General features: G+C 64.9%; 19 protein-coding genes. 4 read left to right on the top strand and 15 right to left on the bottom strand.

The window, feature by feature from the left end:
* Positions 1-15: 15 nt before the first annotated feature.
* Genes THPRO_RS07420 through THPRO_RS07410 form a run of 3 tightly spaced genes read right to left on the bottom strand, consistent with a single transcriptional unit; the run spans position 16 to position 3,988 of the window.
* Positions 16-381, bottom strand: coding sequence for a diacylglycerol kinase family protein (locus tag THPRO_RS07420; RefSeq protein ID WP_038089075.1), 366 nt, complete (start codon positions 379-381; stop codon positions 16-18).
* A 1-nt stretch (position 382) separates the two neighbouring features.
* Positions 383-1,249 (bottom strand): carboxylating nicotinate-nucleotide diphosphorylase, encoded by an 867-nt coding sequence (gene nadC / locus THPRO_RS07415; protein WP_038089074.1) that lies wholly within the window; start codon positions 1,247-1,249, stop codon positions 383-385.
* Between the two features lie 39 nt (positions 1,250-1,288).
* Positions 1,289-3,988, bottom strand: a complete 2,700-nt coding sequence (locus THPRO_RS07410; RefSeq protein WP_065089439.1) for a cation-translocating P-type ATPase — start codon at positions 3,986-3,988, stop codon at positions 1,289-1,291.
* Between the two features lie 169 nt (positions 3,989-4,157).
* Here THPRO_RS07410 and THPRO_RS07405 point away from each other — a divergent pair, with 169 nt between their 5' ends.
* Positions 4,158-5,900 carry a SulP family inorganic anion transporter gene (locus THPRO_RS07405; protein WP_052064276.1) on the top strand — a complete coding sequence of 581 codons (1,743 nt, stop codon included), beginning with the start codon at positions 4,158-4,160 and terminating at the stop codon, positions 5,898-5,900.
* Positions 5,901-5,972: 72 nt separating this feature from the next.
* Here the strand turns inward: THPRO_RS07405 and THPRO_RS07400 are convergent, their stop codons facing one another.
* Both THPRO_RS07400 and THPRO_RS07395 read right to left on the bottom strand, forming a co-directional pair.
* A complete protein-coding gene (locus THPRO_RS07400; RefSeq protein ID WP_038089073.1) occupies positions 5,973-6,179 on the bottom strand; it encodes a hypothetical protein in 207 nt (68 codons plus the stop codon).
* A 3-nt stretch (positions 6,180-6,182) separates the two neighbouring features.
* On the bottom strand, positions 6,183-6,410 hold the full coding sequence (locus THPRO_RS07395; RefSeq protein ID WP_038089071.1) for a hypothetical protein: 228 nt from the start codon (positions 6,408-6,410) through the stop codon (positions 6,183-6,185).
* A gap of 205 nt (positions 6,411-6,615) precedes the next feature.
* Between THPRO_RS07395 and THPRO_RS07390 the strand changes: the two genes are divergently transcribed.
* A complete protein-coding gene (locus THPRO_RS07390; protein WP_052064243.1) occupies positions 6,616-7,455 on the top strand; it encodes a formylglycine-generating enzyme family protein in 840 nt (279 codons plus the stop codon).
* A gap of 50 nt (positions 7,456-7,505) precedes the next feature.
* On the opposite strand, the gene THPRO_RS07385 is transcribed toward THPRO_RS07390, so the two are convergent.
* The 7 genes from THPRO_RS07385 to THPRO_RS07355 form a co-directional block, all read right to left on the bottom strand.
* Positions 7,506-8,834 carry a tetratricopeptide repeat protein gene (locus tag THPRO_RS07385; RefSeq protein WP_065089438.1) on the bottom strand — a complete coding sequence of 443 codons (1,329 nt, stop codon included), beginning with the start codon at positions 8,832-8,834 and terminating at the stop codon, positions 7,506-7,508.
* A gap of 114 nt (positions 8,835-8,948) precedes the next feature.
* Positions 8,949-9,818 (bottom strand): ABC transporter permease, encoded by an 870-nt coding sequence (locus tag THPRO_RS07380; protein WP_052064242.1) that lies wholly within the window; start codon positions 9,816-9,818, stop codon positions 8,949-8,951.
* Positions 9,818-10,600, bottom strand: coding sequence for a taurine ABC transporter ATP-binding protein (locus tag THPRO_RS07375; protein ID WP_038089067.1), 783 nt, complete (start codon positions 10,598-10,600; stop codon positions 9,818-9,820). The genes THPRO_RS07380 and THPRO_RS07375 overlap by 1 nt, the downstream gene beginning before the upstream one ends.
* Positions 10,601-10,770: 170 nt before the next feature.
* A complete protein-coding gene (tauA, locus tag THPRO_RS07370) occupies positions 10,771-11,895 on the bottom strand; it encodes a taurine ABC transporter substrate-binding protein (protein WP_145930735.1) in 1,125 nt (374 codons plus the stop codon).
* 381 nt (positions 11,896-12,276) lie between these two features.
* Positions 12,277-13,023, bottom strand: coding sequence for a sulfite exporter TauE/SafE family protein (locus THPRO_RS07365; protein ID WP_038089064.1), 747 nt, complete (start codon positions 13,021-13,023; stop codon positions 12,277-12,279).
* Positions 13,020-13,787, bottom strand: coding sequence for an SDR family NAD(P)-dependent oxidoreductase (locus tag THPRO_RS07360; RefSeq protein ID WP_038089059.1), 768 nt, complete (start codon positions 13,785-13,787; stop codon positions 13,020-13,022). Before THPRO_RS07360 ends, THPRO_RS07365 begins: the two co-directional genes overlap by 4 nt.
* Positions 13,788-13,801: 14 nt before the next feature.
* Positions 13,802-15,139 carry an aminotransferase class III-fold pyridoxal phosphate-dependent enzyme gene (locus tag THPRO_RS07355; protein WP_052064275.1) on the bottom strand — a complete coding sequence of 446 codons (1,338 nt, stop codon included), beginning with the start codon at positions 15,137-15,139 and terminating at the stop codon, positions 13,802-13,804.
* A gap of 93 nt (positions 15,140-15,232) precedes the next feature.
* Between THPRO_RS07355 and pdxR the strand changes: the two genes are divergently transcribed.
* Positions 15,233-16,726: a MocR-like pyridoxine biosynthesis transcription factor PdxR gene (gene pdxR, locus THPRO_RS07350; protein WP_201786961.1), complete on the top strand. Its 1,494-nt coding sequence runs from the start codon at positions 15,233-15,235 to the stop codon at positions 16,724-16,726.
* On the opposite strand, the gene hemL is transcribed toward pdxR, so the two are convergent.
* The 3 genes from hemL to thiD all read right to left on the bottom strand — a co-directional run bounded on the left by hemL (position 16,723) and on the right by thiD (position 19,520).
* The gene (gene hemL / locus THPRO_RS07345; RefSeq protein ID WP_038089056.1) at positions 16,723-18,006 is read right to left on the bottom strand and encodes a glutamate-1-semialdehyde 2,1-aminomutase; all 1,284 of its coding nucleotides are present in this window, start codon (positions 18,004-18,006) and stop codon (positions 16,723-16,725) included. The genes pdxR and hemL overlap by 4 nt on opposite strands.
* A 64-nt stretch (positions 18,007-18,070) precedes the next feature.
* Positions 18,071-18,718: a thiamine phosphate synthase gene (gene thiE, locus THPRO_RS07340; protein ID WP_038089206.1), complete on the bottom strand. Its 648-nt coding sequence runs from the start codon at positions 18,716-18,718 to the stop codon at positions 18,071-18,073.
* A complete protein-coding gene (gene thiD / locus THPRO_RS07335) occupies positions 18,714-19,520 on the bottom strand; it encodes a bifunctional hydroxymethylpyrimidine kinase/phosphomethylpyrimidine kinase (RefSeq protein WP_082954507.1) in 807 nt (268 codons plus the stop codon). Before thiD ends, thiE begins: the two co-directional genes overlap by 5 nt.
* A gap of 101 nt (positions 19,521-19,621) precedes the next feature.
* On the opposite strand from thiD, the gene THPRO_RS07330 reads away from it, so the two are divergent.
* Complete coding sequence (locus tag THPRO_RS07330) at positions 19,622-19,786, top strand: rubredoxin (protein ID WP_407922446.1); 165 nt, start codon at positions 19,622-19,624, stop codon at positions 19,784-19,786.
* Positions 19,787-19,825: the final 39 nt, after the last annotated feature.

Here is a 19,825-nt window from a genome sequence, read left to right as displayed (position 1 = left end):
GTCGCCGCGCGCGGTCTAGCCGAAACGCCCCAGCAGGATCAGCACGCCGACAGCCAGCGCGCCGAGCGCCGCCAGCAGCACCGCGCCCGCGGCGACGTCCTTGGCGCGCCCGATCAGCGGGTGATGTTCGGGATGCAGCGCGTCGGCAAGGCACTCGATGGCGGTGTTCATCGCCTCGGCGACCCAAACCAGGGCGATCGCCAGCACCAGCAGCGTCCATTCGCAGGCATCCAGCCTGGTCGCCAGACCGGCACCGATGACGAGTGTCGTCAAGATCAGGTGTACGCGGGCGTTGGCCTGGCTGCGCAGCATCCAGCGCAGGCCGCGCCAGGCATGGCCCATGCTGCGCAGCCGTGCGCGCGGGCGCAGGTCCGGCGGCATGTCAGCCGCCGGCGGCGAAGGTGAAGCGCATCGACAGATCCGTGGCCCGCAGGTGTTTGGTCAACGCGCCGACGGAGACGTAGTCGACGCCGGTTTCGGCGATCTCGCGCAGGCGCGCCTCGTCGACGCCGCCCGATACCTCCAGGCGGGCGCGCCCCCGCGCGCGTGCGACTGCGGTGCGCATGTCGTCGAGGCTGTACTCGTCAAGCATGATGATGTCGGCTCCGGCGTCCAGGGCCTCGTCGAGTTCGCCGAGATGCTCGGTTTCGACCTCGACCGTTACATCGGGCGCGATCTCGCGCGCGCGGCGCACCGCGGCGGTGAGGGAGCCGGCTGCGGCGATATGATTTTCCTTGATCAGGATGGCGTCGTAGAGCCCCATCCGGTGGTTCTGGCCGCCGCCGCAGGCGACCGCGTACTTCTGTGCCGCACGCAATCCGGGCAGGGTCTTGCGGGTATCGAGCAGCCGCGTGCGGGTGCCGGCCAGCAGGCGCGCATAGTGCCGCGTCGCGGTGGCGGTGCCCGACAGGGTCTGCAGGAAGTTGAGCGCGGTGCGTTCGCCGCTGAGCAGCGGCCGCGCCGGGCCCTGCAGGGTACACAGCAGCGTGTTTGCCGCCACCGTCCGACCCTCCTCTGCGGCCCACACGACAGCGATGCTCGGCGACAGCTGACGGAAGACGGCCTCGAACCAAGCCTGGCCGCAGAGGACCGCGTCCTCGCGGGTGATCACCTCGGCGCGGGCGCTGACGTTTTCGGGGATCAGCGCGGCGGTGAGGTCGCCGCTGCCGAGGTCTTCGGCCAGTGCGGCCTGCACATTGGCTTCGATCAGGGTGGCGGGCGGGAGAGGGGGCGGCTGCGTGTTGGGCATGGGCGCTGGATGGTGTCGGGGCAGCTGAGCATGCGTGAGCTAGCGCCGCCGATCAAGGCCGCGGCGGCGCAGCTGGCGTTTTTCCAGCTCCACCAGCAGATACACGCAGACCGCGAGCGCGAGCATCGGCGGCCAGGCGTACCACGGCAGGTAGGCGGTGGCGAACAGCGTCTGCATCGGTGCGGCATAGGTGAACAGGAGCTGGATGCCGGCGGTGAGCGCGAGTGCGAGCAGTACCCAGGGGTTGCCGCCGAGGCCCTCGCGGTTGAGCGTCGACGCGCTCAGGTAGCGGGCGTTGAGCAGATAGGCCATTTCGCCGAGCACCAGCATGTTAACCGCCGCGGTACGCGCCGTATCGATGCCGGCTCCCAGCAGCAGCGCCCCGTAAAAGACCGCATCCACGGCGGCAAGCAGGAGCAGCGACACGAGCAGGATGCGCCACAGCAGGAAGCGCGAGATCAGCGGGGTGGCCGGCGCGCGCGGCGGACGGCGCATGACATCGGCCTCGGGGCGCTCGAACGCGAGCGCGAGCGCGAGGGTGACGGCGGTGATCATGTTCACCCACAGAATCTGTACGGCGGTGATCGGCAGCAGGGCGTTGGCGGCGACGGCCGACATGATCACCAGCGCTTCGGCGCCATTGGTCGGCAATATGAACAGGATCGACTTGCGGATGTTGTCGTAGGCCGTGCGGCCTTCCTCGATGCCGGCGACGATGGCGGCGAAGTTGTCGTCGGTGAGCACGATCTCGGCCGCTTCCTTGGCGGCCTCGGTGCCCTTGCGCCCCATGGCGACGCCGACATCGGCCCGCTTGAGCGCGGGCGCGTCGTTGACGCCGTCGCCGGTCATCGCGATCACGTGGTCGTCCTGCTGGAGCGCTTCGATCAGGCGCAGTTTGTGTTCGGGCGCCATGCGCGCGAATACCGCGGTATCGCGGACTACCGTGGCCAGCGCGGCGGCATCGAGCGCGTCGAGTTCGCCGCCGGTGAGCGGCGGGCGGATGCCGTGGATGCCCAGGCCGGCGGCGATGGCTGCCGCGGTGCGGGCATGGTCGCCGGTGATCATTTTCACATCCACGCCGGCCTGTGCGGCCAATGCCACGGCGGCGGCGGCCGTTTCGCGCGGCGGGTCGATGAAGCCGGCAAGGCCAAGGAGGCTGAAGCCGTCTTCGAGGGCAGCATGGCTGAGCGAGCCGGTGTCGGACGACATGGGGCGGATGGCGAGGGCCAGCAGCCGCTGTCCGCTGTCCGCCAGCCGTTCCAGGCGCGCCTGCCAGTGCCCGGCGTCGAGCGCTTCGTCGACACCGTTGCGGCGTTGGGTGGCGCAGCGCGCGAGCACGCGTTCGGGCGCTCCCTTGAGAGCGACGAATGCGCGCCCCTGCTGATCGCGGTGCAGGGTCGCCATCATCTGCAGACCGGCTTCGAAGGGGATGGCGTCGAGCCGGGGCCAGGCATCGCTTTCCGCGTTCGCGTCCAGGCCGTTCTTGCGCGCCGCCGCGACCAGGGCTGCGTCGATCGGATCGCCCACGGCCGACCACTGACCGGCCTCGAGTTCGAGGCCGCCGTCGTTGCACAAAAGGCCGGCCCGCAGCAGTTCCTCGAGGTCGCCGGCGTTGGGGGCGGCGTCGGCGGTGCTGATTTCACCCGTCGGGGCGTAGCCGGCGCCCTCGACGACGTAGTCGGCGGTGGCCGTGACCAGGGAGACTACGGTCATTTCGTTGCGGGTGAGGGTGCCGGTCTTGTCGCTGCAGATCACGCTTACCGCGCCGAGCGTCTCCACCGCCGGCAGCCGGCGGATGATGACATGGCGTTCGGCCATGCGGCGCACGCCGATGGCGAGGGTGATGGTGATGATGGCCGGCAGCCCTTCAGGAATGGCGGCCACCGCGAAGGCGACGGCGGCCAGGAACATGTCGAGCATGCCTTGGCGGTGCAGTCCGACCCCGAATCCGAAGGTCAGTGCCGCCAGGGTCAGGATCGCGAGCGTCAGCCGCCGGGCCAGCCCGTGGATCTGGCGCAGCAGCGGGGTGGTCAGTGGCTCGATGGCCGCGAGCATGGCGTTGATGCGACCGAGTTCGGTGCCGGCTGCGGTAGCGACGACCAGCCCGGCGCCCTGCCCGCTGACGACCAGCGTCCCCGAATAGGCCATATTGCGGCGGTCCGCGAGCGGTGTGGCCTCGGTCAGCGGGTCGATCCGCTTGTCGGCCGGCAGGGATTCCCCGGTCAGGCTGGATTCGTCGATGCGCAGATTGCGTGCCTGCAGCAGGCGCAGATCCGCGGGGACGCGATCGCCGGCCTCGAGACGGACCAGGTCGCCGGGCACCAGCGACTGGGCGTCGATCCTGCGCATCTGGCCGCCGCGCACGACGGTTGCCTGCGGCGACAGCATTGCACGGATGGCCGCCATCGCGCGCTCGGCGCGGCCTTCCTGCAGAAAGCCGATCAGGGCATTGATGACGACCACGCCGAATATGACGCCGGCGTCGACCCAGTGTTGCAGCAGCAGCGTGATCGCGCCGGCACCCAGCAGCACGTAGATCAGCAGGTTATGGAACTGCGCGAGGAAGCGGCGCAGCGGGCCGCGCTGCGCAGGGGCGGGCAGGCGGTTGGGGCCGTGCAGACGCAAGCGGGCGTCCGCAACGCCGGGATCCAGCCCGCCTGACGGACTGTCCAGCCGTTCGCGCACGGCCTCGGCCGGTTCTGCGTGCCAGGTCGGCGTGGTGTCGCGTGGAGTACCCATAGGCTATAGGCTATATCAGAATATTACCGCCTGCTCGGCTAAGGCCCGGGTAAGCGCTATAATGCCAAAATTTTTGTGAGGGCATTCAAGCCCATCGCGCAGGAGGTAGCCCTTGGAAGCCGGTGTCCGCCGCAGTCCGCCCATCTGGGTAAAAACGCTGTTCCCGTTCATGGCCTGGCTGCCGAACGTGAACCGGCGCAGTTTCCGTACCGATCTGATGGCCGGCTTGACCGGGGCGGTGGTGGTGCTGCCGCAGGGCGTGGCCTTCGCCGCGATCGCGGGCATGCCGCTCGAATACGGCCTCTACGCGGCCATGGTGCCGGCCATCATCGCGGCGCTGTTCGGCTCCTCCTGGCACCTGGTGTCGGGCCCGACCACGGCCGGCTCCATTGTGCTGTTCTCGGTGCTCTCGGCCTACGCCGAACCCGGTACGGCCCATTATGTCGCCTTGGCGCTGACACTGACGTTCATGGTCGGCGTGATCGAGCTCGGACTGGGCTTCGCGCGTCTGGGCACACTGGTGAACTTCATTTCCCATTCGGTGGTGATCGGTTTCACCGCCGGCGCCGCGATTCTGATTGCGGCCAGTCAGCTCAAGCATTTCCTTGGCATGGATATCCCGCGCGGTCTGCACCCGCATGAGGTATTGCTGCACATCGGCACGCACATCGTCGAAATCAATCCCTACGTCGTCGCCGTCAGCGTCGCGACCCTGGTGTCGGGGCTGCTGTTCAAGCGCTTCCTGCCGAAATTCCCGTACATGATCGCGGCGATGATCTTCGGCAGCGTGGTCGCCTACCTGTTCAACACCTCGCTGGGGCAGGCGGTCACGGGCATCAAGACCGTCGGCGCCCTGCCGGCCTCGCTGCCGCCGTTGTCGATGCCGGATTTCTCGCCCGAGACCATCAAGCACCTGTTGCCCGGCGCGATCGCCGTCACGCTGTTCGCGTTGACCGAGGCGGTGTCGATTTCGCGCTCGCTGGCGGTGCGCTCGGGCCAACACGTGGACGGCAATCAGGAGTTCATCGGCCAGGGGCTGTCCAACATGGTCGGCAGCTTCTTTTCGGCCTATGTCGCCACCGGCTCCTTCAATCGCAGCGGCGTCAACTACGCCGCCGGCGCGCGTACGCCGCTGGCCGCGGTGTTCGCCGGCCTGTTGCTGATGGTCGTGGTGCTGCTGGTGGCGCCGCTCGCCGCCTACCTGCCGAATGCGGCGATGGCCGGCATCCTGATGCTGGTGGCCTGGGGGCTGATCGATTTCCACCATATCTCGCTGATCTTCAAGACCAGCCGCACCGAGGCCATGGTGCTCGCCGTGACTTTCTTTTCCACGCTGCTGATGGAGCTGGAATTCGCCATCATGGTCGGCATCATTGCGTCGCTGCTGGTGTATCTGAACCGCACCTCGCGGCCCAACGTGCGCGTTCGCGTGCCGGACGCCCGCCTGCCCAACCGCAAGTTCAACACCGATGCCGAGCTGCCCGAGTGTCCGCAGCTCAAGATTGTACGCGTCGACGGCTCGCTGTTCTTCGGAGCGGTCAACTACGTGGCCGAGCGTCTGCGCGAATTCACCGAGCGCGAGCCGCGCCAGAAGCACCTGCTGATGGTGGCCTCGGGCGTGAACTTCGTCGACGTGGCGGGGGCCGAGTTCCTCACACGAGAAGCCACCAGCCGACGTGCGGCGGGCGGCAGCCTGTCGCTCTACCGGCTCAAGGAGGAGCCGTGGAACACCCTGCGGCGCGGCGACTATCTCGACAAGATCGGCTGGGACAATGTCTATCTGAACAAGAGCGAGGCGATCGCCGATATCGTGCGCCGCAAGCTCGATCACGACATCTGCCGCCACTGCAGTCGCCGCATTTTCAACGAATGCAAGGCGATGCCTGGACCGGAGGCGCCGCTGATCGAATGAGGCCGCCACGGCGGCCCGGCCCGACCGCTTGCGGCCGGGCCGGTTGCAGAACTGGCGGCTGGCGCCGCGCCTCTAGTGGTTCAACGGCGATGCGTGCTCGTAGCGGATGTGATCCTCGTGGCGCGGCGGCTGCACGCCAGCCTCCTTCAGCTTTGCGCCCAACTCGGCGGCTGCGTCGCCCAACTCCGGATGCGCCAGCAGGCCGTCGAGCAGATCCTGCGCCTTGGTCTCGCTGAGCGAGATGGTGACCGATTGCTTGTCGCGTTTGACGATACGCATGGCCTAGTCCTCCGATACCGGGTGCCGCGGGTGGTGTTCGTCGAAGGCGTGCGGCGGCTGCCGAAAGGTGTGGGAGGCGTCGTAGTAGGCCTCCTGCAACAGGCTCGCGAGTTCGAGCGCGCCGTTGGTCATGTCCACCGCATGCTTGTTGACGGCCTGATAGAGCTTCTCGGCGGTGGGGATGTCGATTTCGATGGCGAGGTGGCCATCGTCTAGCCGGGTCACGTTCATGCTGGACCTCCGTGCTTGCGTGTATGTGCCATCCTTTCATTGAATGGGACAGGCCTGCGCGGCGAGGGTTCCCCGTCGCATGCGGGGCCGATCACTCGTCAGCATAGTGCAAGCGCGGCCGGCCGTCGTCTTGGCCGGCCGACCGTGATGGGGGACTGTCATGACGGATAGACGTGCGGGACCGGAAGCAGAATCCTTGACGTTGATGCACGAACTCGACGCGCGGGCACGCTGTGCCCGACAGAAAGCCGCCGCTGTCGCGGCCGGTGTGCCGGTGTGTTTCGCCGACACTTTGGCGGACGGCGGGGAAGGACCTGCCCTGGTCGTCATTCCGCCCGGCCATTTCGAGATGGGTTCGCCGGAAGACGAGCCTGGGCGGGAGCCGGTGGAGGGGCCATTGCGCTACGTCCGGTTGAAGCACGCGTTTGCCTTGGGGCGTTGCACGGTCACGGCCGATGCGTTCGGACATTACGCCCGCGAGAGCGGCTGGCGACCGCGTCCGGACCTGATCCAGTCGCTGGGGCTGCAGCCGATGATCAATCTGCGGCCACGCGAGGCCCAGGCCTATGTCGATTGGCTATCCTGGCAAACCGGCTACCGCTATCGTCTGCCAACCGAGGCGGAATGGGAATATGCCGCGCGTGCAGGCACGCGGACGCCGTTTGCCTTCGGCAAGTCCGTCGATTGCAGCCAGGTTAGCTACAATCCCGCTTTCCCCTATCCGCCGGGTGTCCGTCGGCCGGCTGGCTGCCTGCCGTGGGCGCGCTTGCGCGAAGCCGGCAGCCTGCCGGCGAACTTGTGGGGGTTGCACGAAATGCACGGCAACGTGTGGGAAATGACCCTCAGCCCCTGGTGTGACGACCTGGGCGATGTCGACTCCGATGGCCACGCGCATCCTTCGTCGGGCGCGCCGTCACGCCTGACCACGCGCGGCGGCTCATGGTTCGATCCTGCAGCGCTCGCCCGCAGCGCGGCCAGGCGGCCACGCCTGGCCGACGAGCTCGATACCAACCTTGGTTTGAGGATATTGCGCGAGCTGACCTGAAGCCGTTTGCACGATCGATGGCCGTTTGGGCAGGACTCCCTCTTATAGCGTCAGACAGCCCCGTCGCCCATCGCCAACGCGCGGGATAGGAAGTCCCGGTTCAATCCGCTGTGCGGCTTGAGGGCCAGACGCTCGTTGGCGATGCCGCGGGCGATACCGCTGTCGCCGCTGCGCAGTCCGGCTTCGGCGAGCGTCCAGTCGATCACATCGCGTTGCGCATTGCTGCCGCCGAACGCATTGACGATGAAGCGCGCCCCATGAAGCGTCTTTGCCGAGGTGGCGTAATCCTCATGCCAGAAGGCGCTAAATCCACGGACCAGGGGCATGCCGATGGCCTGTGCCCAGGTATCGGTCTCGGACTGGGACGAGGCTTGATCGAATGCCGATATGATGGCATCGACGCGATCGCCACGGTTGGCGCCAAGGTAAGCCATCACCGCATGCCAGTCGTTGTAGGGGTAAAGCTTGCCGTCGGCCAGTTCGTCCCAGCCGTCGGCCACTGCCTGCCAACGATCACCCACTGCCAGGCCCGACAGATGCAGCCGCCAGAGCAGGGCCGACGCATCTACCAGATTCAGGGCGACGCCGCCGAGATCGGGAGCGATGTGACGATCGTAGATGTCGAATGCCCGTTCGACCTGGCCCAGGTCCATGTGGTAGAGCGCCTTGTGCCACCAGTTGTGCACCTTGAAAAGATTGTCTTCGCCGGACCAGTAGGGTTCGCGTTCGCTCATCCAGCCAATGCCATCCTGTACGCGACCCTGCATTTCCATCACATGGGCGACCGCGTGGTGGGCCCAGCAATCCAGGGGTTGCCTGTCGAGCGCTTCACGCCCCGTGTCTTCCGCGTGGGCGTAGGCGCCGGTTTCCTCCAGGCCGAAGGAATACAGACCCAATACGATCGAGTAGCCCGGCATTTCGCGTGACCACAGTGGCAGCACGCGTGCTATGCGATCCCTCAGGTTGCGTGAATTGGCGCGATAGAAATCCATGAGATGGCCTGCTTGCAGGGCCAGCAGATCGTGAGGGTAGTGCAGGTTGTGGAGGTCGAGCGCGGTCGCCGCAGCGGTCCAGTTACCGGCAATCAACGGCCTCAGTGCGGCCACATGGGAGGATTCGCGCTCATTGCAACTCAGTTCGCTGGCCACGGCCAACAGCCGTGCAGCCTCGCGGGTGCCTTCGGGCTCGGTCGCCAGCCCGAACATGTAGGCCTTGAGAACATGGGCCATCACGAACCCGGGTGCCGCCTCAAGGGCCTGGTCGATCAGGCCGACGGGATCACCCCGATAGATATTGAATGCTTCGAGTGCGCATTCATAGCTTTCCAGTGCTTCCGTATTAGCGCCTGTTACGGTGTGGCCAAAGCGGTCCTTGTGCATGATTTCCCCCGATGCGGTAAGTCGATGAGGTCCGATACGCGAGTGGCGCGGGTCCACAGGCCTATGCCGATGATGCAAAGGATCGGCACTGGCCACCGGCCGAATTCGAAACGTCTACATTTTCCCTTTCCAGGGGACGAAAAGTTTTTCCGCCTTGCGCATGATCAGATCGATGAACAAGGCCAGTAGACCGATGATGATGATGCCCATGATCACGACATCGGTACGCAAATAATTGGAGGCTTTCAGGACCATCTGTCCTAGACCTGTGTTGGCTGCCACCATTTCCGCGGCCACCAGAGTGGTCCATCCAAAACCGATCGAAATGCGCATACCGGTGATGATTTCCGGCATCGACCCGCGTAGTACGACGTATCTCAGGACTTGCCAGCGGCTGGCGCCGAGAGACAGGGCTGCGTTGATCTGTTCGCGGGGTACCGTGCGCGCGCCGGCCTTGGTGGCGATGACCAGCGGCGCGAAGCAGGCGAGGTATATCAGGACGATCTTGGCGGTTTCCCCAATACCGAGCCATATGATCACGAGCGGCAGATACGCAAGTGGTGGGAGTGGACGATAAAATTCGATGATCGGGTCGAAGATGCCGTTGGCTATCCGCGATGTACCCATCGCAAGTCCCAGCGGGATGGCGGTGACGACAGCCAGCAGGAATGCGCCGAATACTCGAGCAAGGCTGATCAGGGTGTTGTCCAGAAGGTTCGGCTGTCCCGGCAGTGTGCTGAAAAGCGCTTTATAGAATGCATTGTAAATGGCATCGGGCGAGGGCAGGAAAAGCGGCTTGACCAGTCCGAAATACGTGGTCATCCACCATGCGCCCAGCAGAAAAATCACCGTGACCACGCTGATGCGTGTGGTTTTGTGTTCGTTCGAGCCGAAATGACTTGCTGGATTTCTGCCGTTTTTCCGTCTGTGTTTGTTTGGGGCGGATTCGGCCACGCGATTGTCTTCTGTTTTCGTAGTGCTCATCAGTGTCCTCCGGACGATACATCGCGGACCACGCTCAGGACATGTTCGCGCATTTCGATGAAATCGGATGCGGATTTGATTTGTCTTGCGTCTTTCGACCCCATGAATTTCCTTGAGAATTCAGGTGAATATTCGTGAGATATGCGCCCTGGGGACGGCGCCATCACGATCAGTTTCGTGGCAAGAAACAGCGCTTCCTCGACATCGTGGGTAATGAAAAAGAACGTGCGTTGCGTTTCGTGCCACAGTTCAAGCAGCAGTCCTTGAATGGATTCACGGGTGAAAGCGTCGAGGGCCCCCAATGGCTCATCGAGCAACATGACATCCGGCGAGGCGGTGATTGCGCGGGCCAGCCCGACGCGTTGCTGCATACCGCCGGATAGTTCGTAAACGGGTGTGCTCGCCGATTTGGACAACCCGACGCGCCTCAGGTTTTCCATTGCTATGGGGCGCCGCTCATGCAGGGGGAGACCTTGCAGAAGCAGGCCGAATTCCACATTCTCGATCACCGACATCCATGGCATGAGCGCATGCTTCTGAAACACGACGCCGCGATCCTTCCCTGGCCCGGTCACTGGCATGCCATTGACCCGGATCTCGCCGCGCGTGGGGGCGATAAACCCGGCTATCGCATTGAGCAAAGTAGTTTTGCCGCAGCCTGATGCTCCCAGGACGACGATGAATTCGTTGGATTGAACAGAGAGATTGACGTTTTGCAACGCAATGGTCGGCTGGGTGTCCTTTGCGCCGTACTCAATGCTTAGCTGGTCGATTTCCAACATCGATTTTCTCCGATCCTGACGCTCTTTCGGTCATCGATTTACGGTCTTTGCACGGACGGTATTCTGGCATGACCGATGAGCAAGGACGCTGCGGCGTATACATGCGCAGCCGCTTGGCGGCTGCGCATGGGTCCTGTGCAAGATCAACTTGCCTTACGGTCGATGGCGCTTTATTTGGCAAGTGCCTTTTCGACCCATTTCGTGGTGACGGCAGCCTCATAGTCGGCAGCGGGCAGGGGGCTGTCGAGTTGTCCCACTTCCTTGAGGAAGGAGGCGCTGGTAACCAGGTTTTTGCCGGCACTGCCGCCTAGCCATGCGGAGGATGCCTGCTGTTCCAGATTGGGGAATTCGTAGTTTTTCAGTATTCCTGGGATTTCCATGGGGTCGGCGCCAGAGAATTGGGCAATGCCTTTCACCATCGGAGAATCAGCTGTCCAGGCCTCAGGGTTCTTCTCGTAATCGGCGTAATATTTTGCGAGCACCTTCACGAATGCCGTCATGAATTTGGGATGCTTGGCGGCCCAATCCTTGTCCACGACGAGTCCATCGAACGTGCAGACACCCGATTCCTTGCATAGCTGACCGGATGAAACCATGACCTTGCCGGTGCGCTTGATATGGCTCAGCGCCGGGTCCCAGACGAAAGCGCCGTCGATATCTCCGCGGTCCCAGGCAGCCGTGATCGCGGAAGGCGGCATATTGAGGACACGGGCATTGACGCCCCATTGCTTGAGCGCGAAGAAAAGATCCAGCGCCGAGGTCGATGCCGCCGGTACGGCTATCGGCTTGTCGGCCAGATCCTTGGGGGAGTGGATGCCGGAGCCATTACGAATCACCAGTTCTTCGTTGGAACCGATGCCTTCCAGTATCCAGAAAAGTTCGATCGGGATGCCATGGGACACGGCTGCCGCGATCGGTGAGGAACCCAATGTTGAAATCTGCACGGCGCCCGAGGCAAGTGCCTTGATCACCGGCCCGCCCGATGAAAACTGCTGCCAGTGGATTTTGTAGCCGGTTGCCTTTTCGAAGGCGTGATCGGCGATGGCGGCCGCATATGTGTCGACGATGGGCACGTAGCCGATAGTGACCTCTTTGTCTGCGGCATGGGCGTATTGACCGATCAGGCTGAAAATGCAGATGGCTGCGACACCGATTCCGAATGTCCGTGTTTTTGGTTTTGGTGCCGTTGCTGTCGCCTTTCGGCCTTTAAGAAAGGCCATCAGGAGGCTTGCCCCGCCAGCCCTGCGATGCGTACCGGCAGTTGCGGCGGTACGGCCGTGCTCAGCGCTCTTCATGTTGATACCTCGCTACATGGGTCGTTTGAAATCCTGTGATAAGTGAGTCGAATGCATGGGTATTGGATGCAGAATCCGGGCCAAGGCCAAATCGCGGTCTATACGGGGCGAAATTGCCGATCGAGGAGTCTGAGACGGTCGTTTCATGGCCGCGCCGAGGTTCGGGTGTAATTTATAAAAATTACTAAAAATCATTTTGTTACGCTTGTATCGCTGTCTCGTGACCCGGTCGGTTCGGCGCGTGCGCCTTCGCGGGCGCAAGCAGTCCGCCGATAGGGTCGAGCTGCGATCAGCGCAGGCGATCTCCAGCTTCCGGGTCCGGTTCGGGACGCCGGCCCGCCGCGTCATAACGGCCCGTGGGCGCACCAACGAGGTGCATTTCTAGGCGCACAGCGCGATCAATCCCGAGCCGGCCAGCAGTGCGCCGATCAGATATTTGAAATGATCGACGTGGAGGCGATGGAATCCCAATTCGCCCAGGCAGGCGCCTAGATAAAAGGCTGGTACCAGCAGTAGGGCAAGCAGGCAAAGCTCAAGCGTGAGAAGCCCCTGCATGGCCAGCGCCGCCGTGATGGCGATGAAAAGAATCATGAAGAAAGCGAGCAGGTGCGCGCGTAGGCGTGTCGAATTTCCGACCAGGCCGTCGAAATAATAAACCGCGGGCGGGCCGCCGAGGCCGGCCATCGACATGAAGGTGCCGCATATCGCGCCGGCCAGCAGCGTCGGTACGGCGCCGCCGTTGTGACGCCAGCGGATGCCTCGAGTGTGCAGTGCGGCGAGCAGTATGACCAGCGCGCCGGTGGCCCGGCGCAGCGTATCGGGATCGGCCTCGGCCTCGGCCATGACGTGGGTGCCCAGGATGTCGAAAACGACGGCCAGAGTGGCCAGGCCGAGTACCGGCGGCCATCGGATCTGCCCCCGCCACGCCGATGCGCCTTGCTGAGAGGTGAAGGTATGTATCAGTATGATCAGTGCGATCGAGATATGTGGCCCCAGCAACAGGCTGAAGAACGGGGCCATCACCAAAGCCGAGCCAAAGCCGGTCAATCCCTTGATCAAGCCGGCCAACAGGCTGATCAGTTCGAGTTCGAGCAGCGTCGCCGTGGCGGGGATCAGGGGCGCGGTCACTGCATGTCGCGGGTGCGCGAGACGGCGAAGGGGCCGAATGCCTGGCAGGTCGGCATCAGTTCCATTTGGTTCACGTTGATGTGCGCGGGCAGTCCGATCAGATAGGCGACAAGTTGTGCGATGTCCTCGGCGGTGAGCGGCTTCGTGCCGCGGTAGACCGCCTCGGCCTTGTCGGCATCGCCCTTGAATCGCGTAAGCGAAAATTCGGTACCGCCACACAGCCCGGGCTCGAGACAGGTCACGCGGATGCGCGTGCCCAGCAGATCGGCGCGAAGATTGCGGCTGAATTGATGGATGAAGGCCTTGCTGGCGCCATACACGTGGCTGCCGGGATAGGGATAGTTGCCGGCGACCGAGCCGAGGTTGATGATGTAGCCTCGGTCGCGCCGCACCATGCCCGGTAGTACCGCATGAGTGCAGTAGAGCAGGCCCTTGATGTTGGTATCGACCATGTTTTCCCAGTCGTCTAGCTCGACCGACTGGGCAGGCGCCAGCCCCAGGGCAAGGCCGGCATTGTTGACGAGTATGTCGATCGGACCCACGTTGCGTTCGATTTCCGCGATCGTCTCGCCGACGGCCAGGCTGCGGGTGACATCGAGTGCCCGGGTGACGAGCGTGCCGGCCGCGTCCGCCGCTTCGGCTGCGAGTTGATCGAGGCGCGACCGCCGGCGGCCGCTGGCGATCACGGTATGGCCGGCCGCCGCAAGCTCGAGCGCAATGGCGCGCCCGAATCCCGCCGTGGCACCGGTCACGAGAATGATCATCGTGGGATCCGGCCCTAATCCAGTGCGGCGAGTGCGTCGCGCAGCAGGCCGATCATCCGGTCGACGTCCTCTCGCTCGAAAATCAGCGGTGGCGCAAGGATGGCGGTGTCGCCGGTAGCCTTGAGATGCAACCCTTGCTCGAACAGATGCTTCTGCAGTCGATGGCCGCGTTGTCCCGGTTTGCCGTCCGGGTGGATTTCGATGCCGGCAATCATGCCGTAACCGCGGATATCGAATACCGCCGGCAGGTCGGCCAGAGTGTGGAGCTGATTGAGGAAATAGGGGGAAAGTGCTCGTCCGCGCTCGAAGAGTCGCTCGTTCGCATAGATGTCCTGAGTGGCCAGGGCGGCGGCGCAGGCCACGGGGTGCCCCGACCAGGTGTAGCCGTGGAAGAACTCGATGCCGTCATCGACCGCCGAATCGATGACCGTGCGATAGATCTCGTCGCTGACGGCCACCGCCGACATGGGGATCGCGCCGTTGGTGATGGCCTTGGCCATCGTGATGATGTCCGGCGTGACGCCGAAGCTCTGCGCCGCGAAGGACTCGCCCGTGCGTCCGAAACCGCAGATGACCTCGTCGAATACCAGCAGGATGCCGTGTGTGGTGCACAGCTCGCGCAGACGATCCAGGTAGCCCACCGGCGGAACCAACGTGCCGGTCGAACCTGCGACCGGTTCGACGACGCAGGCGGCGATGTTTTCCGCTCCGTGAAGCTGGATCAGTCGCAGCAGATCGTCGGCCAGTTCCGCGCCCACGGTCGGCTGCCCGGGCTGCATGCGCTGTTCCGGCAGCCAGGTGTGGCGCATGTGCACGACTCCGGAAACCGGATTGCCGAAGGCGCGCCGGTTATTGACCATGCCGGACAAGGCCGTGCCGCTAAGATTGGAGCCATGGTAGGCACGCTCGCGCGAGACGAACATCGTGCGCGAGGGTTCGCGGCGGGCGCGATGGTAGGCGATGCTGATTTTCATCGCCGTGTCGACCGCATCCGAACCGGAGCTGGCGAAAAAGACGTGATTCAATGGCTCCGGCAGCAGTCCGGCCAGGCGTTCGGCGAGGGCGAACGAGCCGGCATGGGCGCGCGTGAAGCCGGCGCAGAAATCCATTTTGAGCAATTGGTCGTATACGGCCTGGGCGATTTCCTGGCGCCCATGGCCGGCCGGCGTGGTGAACAGTCCGGAGCTGCCGTCGAGAATGGCTCGTCCGCTCGCGTCGTAGTAATGCTGACGCGACGCCGACGCAAACAGTTTCGGGTCCGCGAGGAACTCGCGGTTGGGCGTGAAGGGGAGCCACTGCTGCGTGCCCAGTGGCGTGGAGTCGCGGGTCTCGATGGGATTTGCGGCGCTCATGACGACCTCTCGATGATGATCGAGAGTCATGCTCGCAGACGTTCTGGACTCATGCATAATGCCAGTTCGGAAAATTCATGAGGCCAGGCGGGCGTGAAAGAACGTTCGGAACGGGAAGCGCCGCATGTACTGTTCTGGCAGCAGCTGCTTCTGCATCAGGATGGCGCGACCTTGCAGAGCCAGCTGCGCGCCGCCATCGTCGGTGCCATTCTCAATGGCGTGCTGCGTCCGCAGGTCCGATTGCCTTCCAGCCGCGCGCTGGCGACCATGCTCAAGGTTGCGCGCAATACGGTGGTGTTGACGCTGGATCAACTGGTCGACGACGGGTACCTGCTTTCAAGGCCCCGCAGTGGCTATTTCGTCGCGCCGCGCGAAACCGACGTGCCGCAGTTCGACCGCCCGGCATCCGGGCCCGCGGGTGCAGATGCGCCTGACTGGGCCGCGCGAGTCCTGCCTGCCGCCAGTACCGGGAAGTGGCTGGACAAGCCTCCGGACTGGATGCGCTATCCCTATCCGTTCGTCTACGGGCAGTTCGACCCGAAATGTTTTCCTGTGGCCGAATGGCGTGAGTGCAGCCGCCTGGCACTCAGCGTGGGACAAATTCACGACTGGGCTTCCGACGCAGTGGAGCAGGACGACGCGGTACTGGTGGAACAGCTCATCCGGCGCGTGTTGCCGCGTCGCGGAATTGCGGCCAGGCCCTCGCAGATACTGCTCACCGTCGGTGCCCAGCAGGCCCTGTTTCTGCTTGCCGAAGCCCTGCTCGAAAAGGACATGCCGGTCGCGTTCGAGGAACCCGGGTACATGGACGCGCGCAACATATTCATGCGCCGGGCGGCGCGAATCGTGCCCGTCGGACTGGATCGACATGGTCTGGCGCCGGATGCGCGACTGGCTGGTTGCCGCTATCTGTACTGTACGCCCAGTCATCAGTGCCCGACCGGCATCACCATGTCGACCGAACGCCGTCTGGCGCTGCTGCGCCACGCGGAGCGCGACGACATGGTCATCATCGAGGACGATTACGATGCCGAAACCCAGTATCGGGGAGAGCCGCTGCCGGCGATGAAGGCAATCGATCGCAACGACCGTGTGGTTTACGTCGGCAGCATGTCGAAAATCGTTTCGCCCGGGCTGCGTATCGGCTACGTGGTCGCCAACGAGGCGCTGATCGCCGTTCTGCGGCGCTTGCGCCGCCTCATGATCCGTCACCCTTCGTTCAACAATCAGCGCACGCTGGCGCTGTTCATCGCCCAGGGCCATTACGACAAGCTGATCACGCGTACGCGGCGGATATTGTCCGAGCGCGCGGAAGGTCTGGCCGAATCGCTGGGCCGACACTGGCCAGATCTGACGTTCCGCAACCCCGCCGGCGGTTCCGTGGTCTGGGCGCGTCTGCCCGAGGGGCTGAGCGGCCGGCAGCTCGTGGCCGACGCACTAGAGGCCGGGGTCTTGATCGACAGCGGCGACCCGTTTTTCTATGGCGACGACCACAACGGCCGCTTCATCCGTATCGGTTTTTCCTCCATCGAGGCCGCCAGGATCGATGCGGGTATCGCGCGTTTGGCGCAGGTGGCGGCGGGCTAACCGATCGCGGCGAAGGCCCTCTGTGCGGAAGCCAGGGTGGCTTCGATTTCGGTCTCGCCGTGAGCGCTGGAGACGAAGCCGGACTCGTAGGCGGAGGGGGCGAGGTAGACGCCCTCGTCGAGCATGCCGTGGAAGAACAGCCGAAAACGGTCGGCGTCGCAGGCCATGACGTCGGCGAAGCGGGTGACGGCCGGCGCGTCGGTGAAGAACAGGCCGAACATGGCGCCCACTTGGTTGATTCGTACCGCCACGCCGGCTTCGGCAGCAGCGACCTCCAGGCCGTGCATCAGACGCGCGGTGGTCTCGGTCAGGCGTTCATGGAAGCCGGGGGCGCCGATCAGTTCCAGGGTCTTGAGGCCCGCCGTCATGGCCAGCGGATTGCCCGAGAGCGTGCCCGCCTGGTACACGGGGCCGAGCGGGGCCAGCTGCTCCATGATTTCGCGGCGGCCGCCGAAGGCGCCCACGGGCATGCCGCCGCCGATGATCTTGCCGAGCGTGGTGAGGTCTGGCTGGATGCCGTAGAGCGCCTGCGCGCCGCCGAGGGCGACGCGGAAGCCGGTCATGACTTCGTCGAAAATGAGCAGGGTGCCATAGCGGTCGCACAGGGTGCGCAGGCCTTCCAGAAAACCCGGTACGGGTGGCACGCAGCCCATGTTGCCCGCCACCGGCTCGACGATGATGCAGGCAATCTGGCCGCCGACGCGGGCGAAGGCCTCGGCGACGGCATCGAGATCGTTGTAGGGCAGCGTCAGCGTGTGTTCGGCCAGTGCCGCGGGTACGCCGGGGGAATCGGGCACGCCGAGGGTTAGTGCGCCTGAGCCGGCCTTGACCAGCAGGCTGTCGGCATGGCCGTGGTAGCAGCCTTCGAATTTCACGATCTTGTCGCGGCCGGTGAAGCCGCGGGCGAGCCGGATGGCGCTCATGGTTGCCTCGGTGCCCGAGTTGACCATGCGCACCATGTCCATCGAGGGCACGAGTTTGCAGACGCGGTCGGCCATTTCGGTTTCGAGCTCGGTGGGCGCGCCGAAGGAGAGGCCGTTGGCGGCCGCGCCCTGCACGGCGGCGATCACCTCGGGGTGCGCATGTCCGAGGATCATAGGGCCCCATGAACCCACGTAGTCGATATAGCGACGACCGTCGGTAGCGTGCAGATAGGCGCCTGCCGCGCGTTCGATGAACAGCGGGTCGCCGCCGACGCCCCTGAAGGCGCGCACCGGCGAATTGACGCCGCCGGGGATGTGTCGCTGAGCGCGGTCAAAGCGTGCGTGGGTGTCGCTCATGGGGTCGGTCCTCGTGCGTGTCGCCAAAGGCGGGAGTGTACCCGATGGCCGCCTGTGGGGGGACTCAGGGCGCTGCAAACAGCGCGGCGAGGCGCTGTGCCGCGCCGCGCACGTCGGCGGCGCCGAATACCGCGCTGACGACGGCAACCAGATCGGCCCCGGCGGCGATCACCGCTGCGGCATTGTCGACGCCGATGCCGCCGATGGCGCAGATCGGACGGCCCAGGCTGCGGGCCTCGCGAATCAGCGCCAGTCCGGCTGAGACGGCTGCGGGCTTGGTCTGCGACGGATACACGCTGCCGAAGGCCAGATAGTCGGCGCCAGCCGCCGCGGCTTCGCGGGCGAGTGCCAGACGGTTGTAGCAGGAGGCCCCGATGATGGCCTGCGGGCCGAGCCGGGCACGCGCCGCGCTCAGGGGAATATCCTGCGCACCGACGTGCAGCCCGTCGGCACCGCTGGCGACGGCGAGTTCGAGATCGTCGTTGATGATGAAGCCGGCGCCATGGGCCCGACACGCCGCCTTCACGGCCAGCGCCTCATGCAGGCGGCGAGCGGGGTCGCCGCCCTTGTCGCGGTATTGCACCCAGCGCGCGCCTCCGGCGAGTGCCGCGCCCACGGCCTCGCGAAGGCGGTTCACGCCAGGACTCAAGTTTGCGTCGGTGATCACGTACAGGCCGCCGAGAGGCGGGCGTCGTCCAGCGGCAGCGTTAATGCTCGCCTCCGTCGCGGGCCCAGAACAGCCGGTCGGGAATCGCCTGTCCGCCGCCGGGCGAGTGCGCACCCTGCAGGCTGCGCCAGGTGTATGACTGGGCCCGTCTGACCGCGGCTGCGGGCGATTCGCCCTGTGCGATCAGTGCAGCACAGGCGGCGGCCAGGGTGCAGCCGGAGCCGTGGTATTCGCCCGCCAGACGAGGCCATTCGTAGCGCTCGATCAGATCGTGGCTACCGTAAAGCCGGTTGACGACGGCGTTGGTGCGCGCATGGGTGCCGGTGATCAGCGCGTACTCGACGCCGGCTTCGAGCAGGGCCATGCCCGCCGCATCGATCGAGTCGGCGCCGGGCGCCAGCAGGTGGGCCTCCGGCGTATTGGGCGTGATCAGCGTGCACAGCGGCAGCAGCAGTTCGCTTATGGCCTCGGCGGCGCCTTGGCCGGACAGGTCGCCGCCCCCGCCGGCCTGCAGCACGGGGTCGAGCACGACCGGAATCGTGGCATGATCGCGCAGCAGGGTATGTACGGCTTCGATGATGTCGATCTCGCCAAGCATGCCGAGCTTGATTGCGCCGACCGGCATGTCGTCGAGTACGGCGTGTGTCTGTTCGATCACCAGAGTGGGCGGCAGGGCGTGGTAATCGTGGACGCGCCGGGTGTCCTGGACGGTGACGGCGGTGACCACCGGTGTGGGGTGTCCGCCCAGGCTCAGCACCGCTGCCATATCGGCCGCCAGGCCGGCGCCGCCGGTCGGGTCGTTGCCGCCGATGCATAGGACAATGGGTAGGGTGGGTGCTTCGTTCATTGCGTATCCGCCGCGCATTCGCCTGGCCCGAGGGGGTTACTTCCGGGCCGGTAAGAGTAGAGAATATCGCGCTTTTGTCGTGCAAGCCTAGGAGGCGGCGTGTGAAGACGTACATGTGTGTGATCTGCGGCTTTATCTATGACGAGGCCAAGGGCCTGCCCGAGGAGGGCATTGCGCCGGGCACGCGCTGGGAGGATGTGCCGCTGACCTGGACCTGCCCGGAATGCGGCGCCAACAAGGAAGACTTCGAGATGGTCGAGGTTTGAGGCCGTGAATGCCGAAGGCCACGCCAACGGCGGGGCGGA

The organism is Acidihalobacter prosperus (genome assembly GCF_000754095.2).
Lineage (GTDB): Bacteria > Pseudomonadota > Gammaproteobacteria > DSM-5130 > Acidihalobacteraceae > Acidihalobacter > Acidihalobacter prosperus.
Note: the sequence above shows the minus strand (reverse complement) of the source record. Positions and strands in the feature narration are given on the sequence as shown.

Coding starts and splice junctions, on each gene's coding strand:
- THPRO_RS07420 (WP_038089075.1), bottom strand. CDS start 381: ATGCCGCCGGACCTGCGCCCGCGCGCACGGCTGCGCAGCATGGGCCAT.
- nadC (WP_038089074.1), bottom strand. CDS start 1,249: ATGCCCAACACGCAGCCGCCCCCTCTCCCGCCCGCCACCCTGATCGAA.
- THPRO_RS07410 (WP_065089439.1), bottom strand. CDS start 3,988: ATGGGTACTCCACGCGACACCACGCCGACCTGGCACGCAGAACCGGCC.
- THPRO_RS07405 (WP_052064276.1), top strand. CDS start 4,158: ATGGCCTGGCTGCCGAACGTGAACCGGCGCAGTTTCCGTACCGATCTG.
- THPRO_RS07400 (WP_038089073.1), bottom strand. CDS start 6,179: ATGCGTATCGTCAAACGCGACAAGCAATCGGTCACCATCTCGCTCAGC.
- THPRO_RS07395 (WP_038089071.1), bottom strand. CDS start 6,410: ATGAACGTGACCCGGCTAGACGATGGCCACCTCGCCATCGAAATCGAC.
- THPRO_RS07390 (WP_052064243.1), top strand. CDS start 6,616: ATGCACGAACTCGACGCGCGGGCACGCTGTGCCCGACAGAAAGCCGCC.
- THPRO_RS07385 (WP_065089438.1), bottom strand. CDS start 8,834: ATGCACAAGGACCGCTTTGGCCACACCGTAACAGGCGCTAATACGGAA.
- THPRO_RS07380 (WP_052064242.1), bottom strand. CDS start 9,818: ATGAGCACTACGAAAACAGAAGACAATCGCGTGGCCGAATCCGCCCCA.
- THPRO_RS07375 (WP_038089067.1), bottom strand. CDS start 10,600: ATGTTGGAAATCGACCAGCTAAGCATTGAGTACGGCGCAAAGGACACC.
- tauA (WP_145930735.1), bottom strand. CDS start 11,895: ATGAAGAGCGCTGAGCACGGCCGTACCGCCGCAACTGCCGGTACGCAT.
- THPRO_RS07360 (WP_038089059.1), bottom strand. CDS start 13,787: ATGATCATTCTCGTGACCGGTGCCACGGCGGGATTCGGGCGCGCCATT.
- THPRO_RS07355 (WP_052064275.1), bottom strand. CDS start 15,139: ATGAGCGCCGCAAATCCCATCGAGACCCGCGACTCCACGCCACTGGGC.
- hemL (WP_038089056.1), bottom strand. CDS start 18,006: ATGAGCGACACCCACGCACGCTTTGACCGCGCTCAGCGACACATCCCC.
- thiD (WP_082954507.1), bottom strand. CDS start 19,520: ATGAACGAAGCACCCACCCTACCCATTGTCCTATGCATCGGCGGCAAC.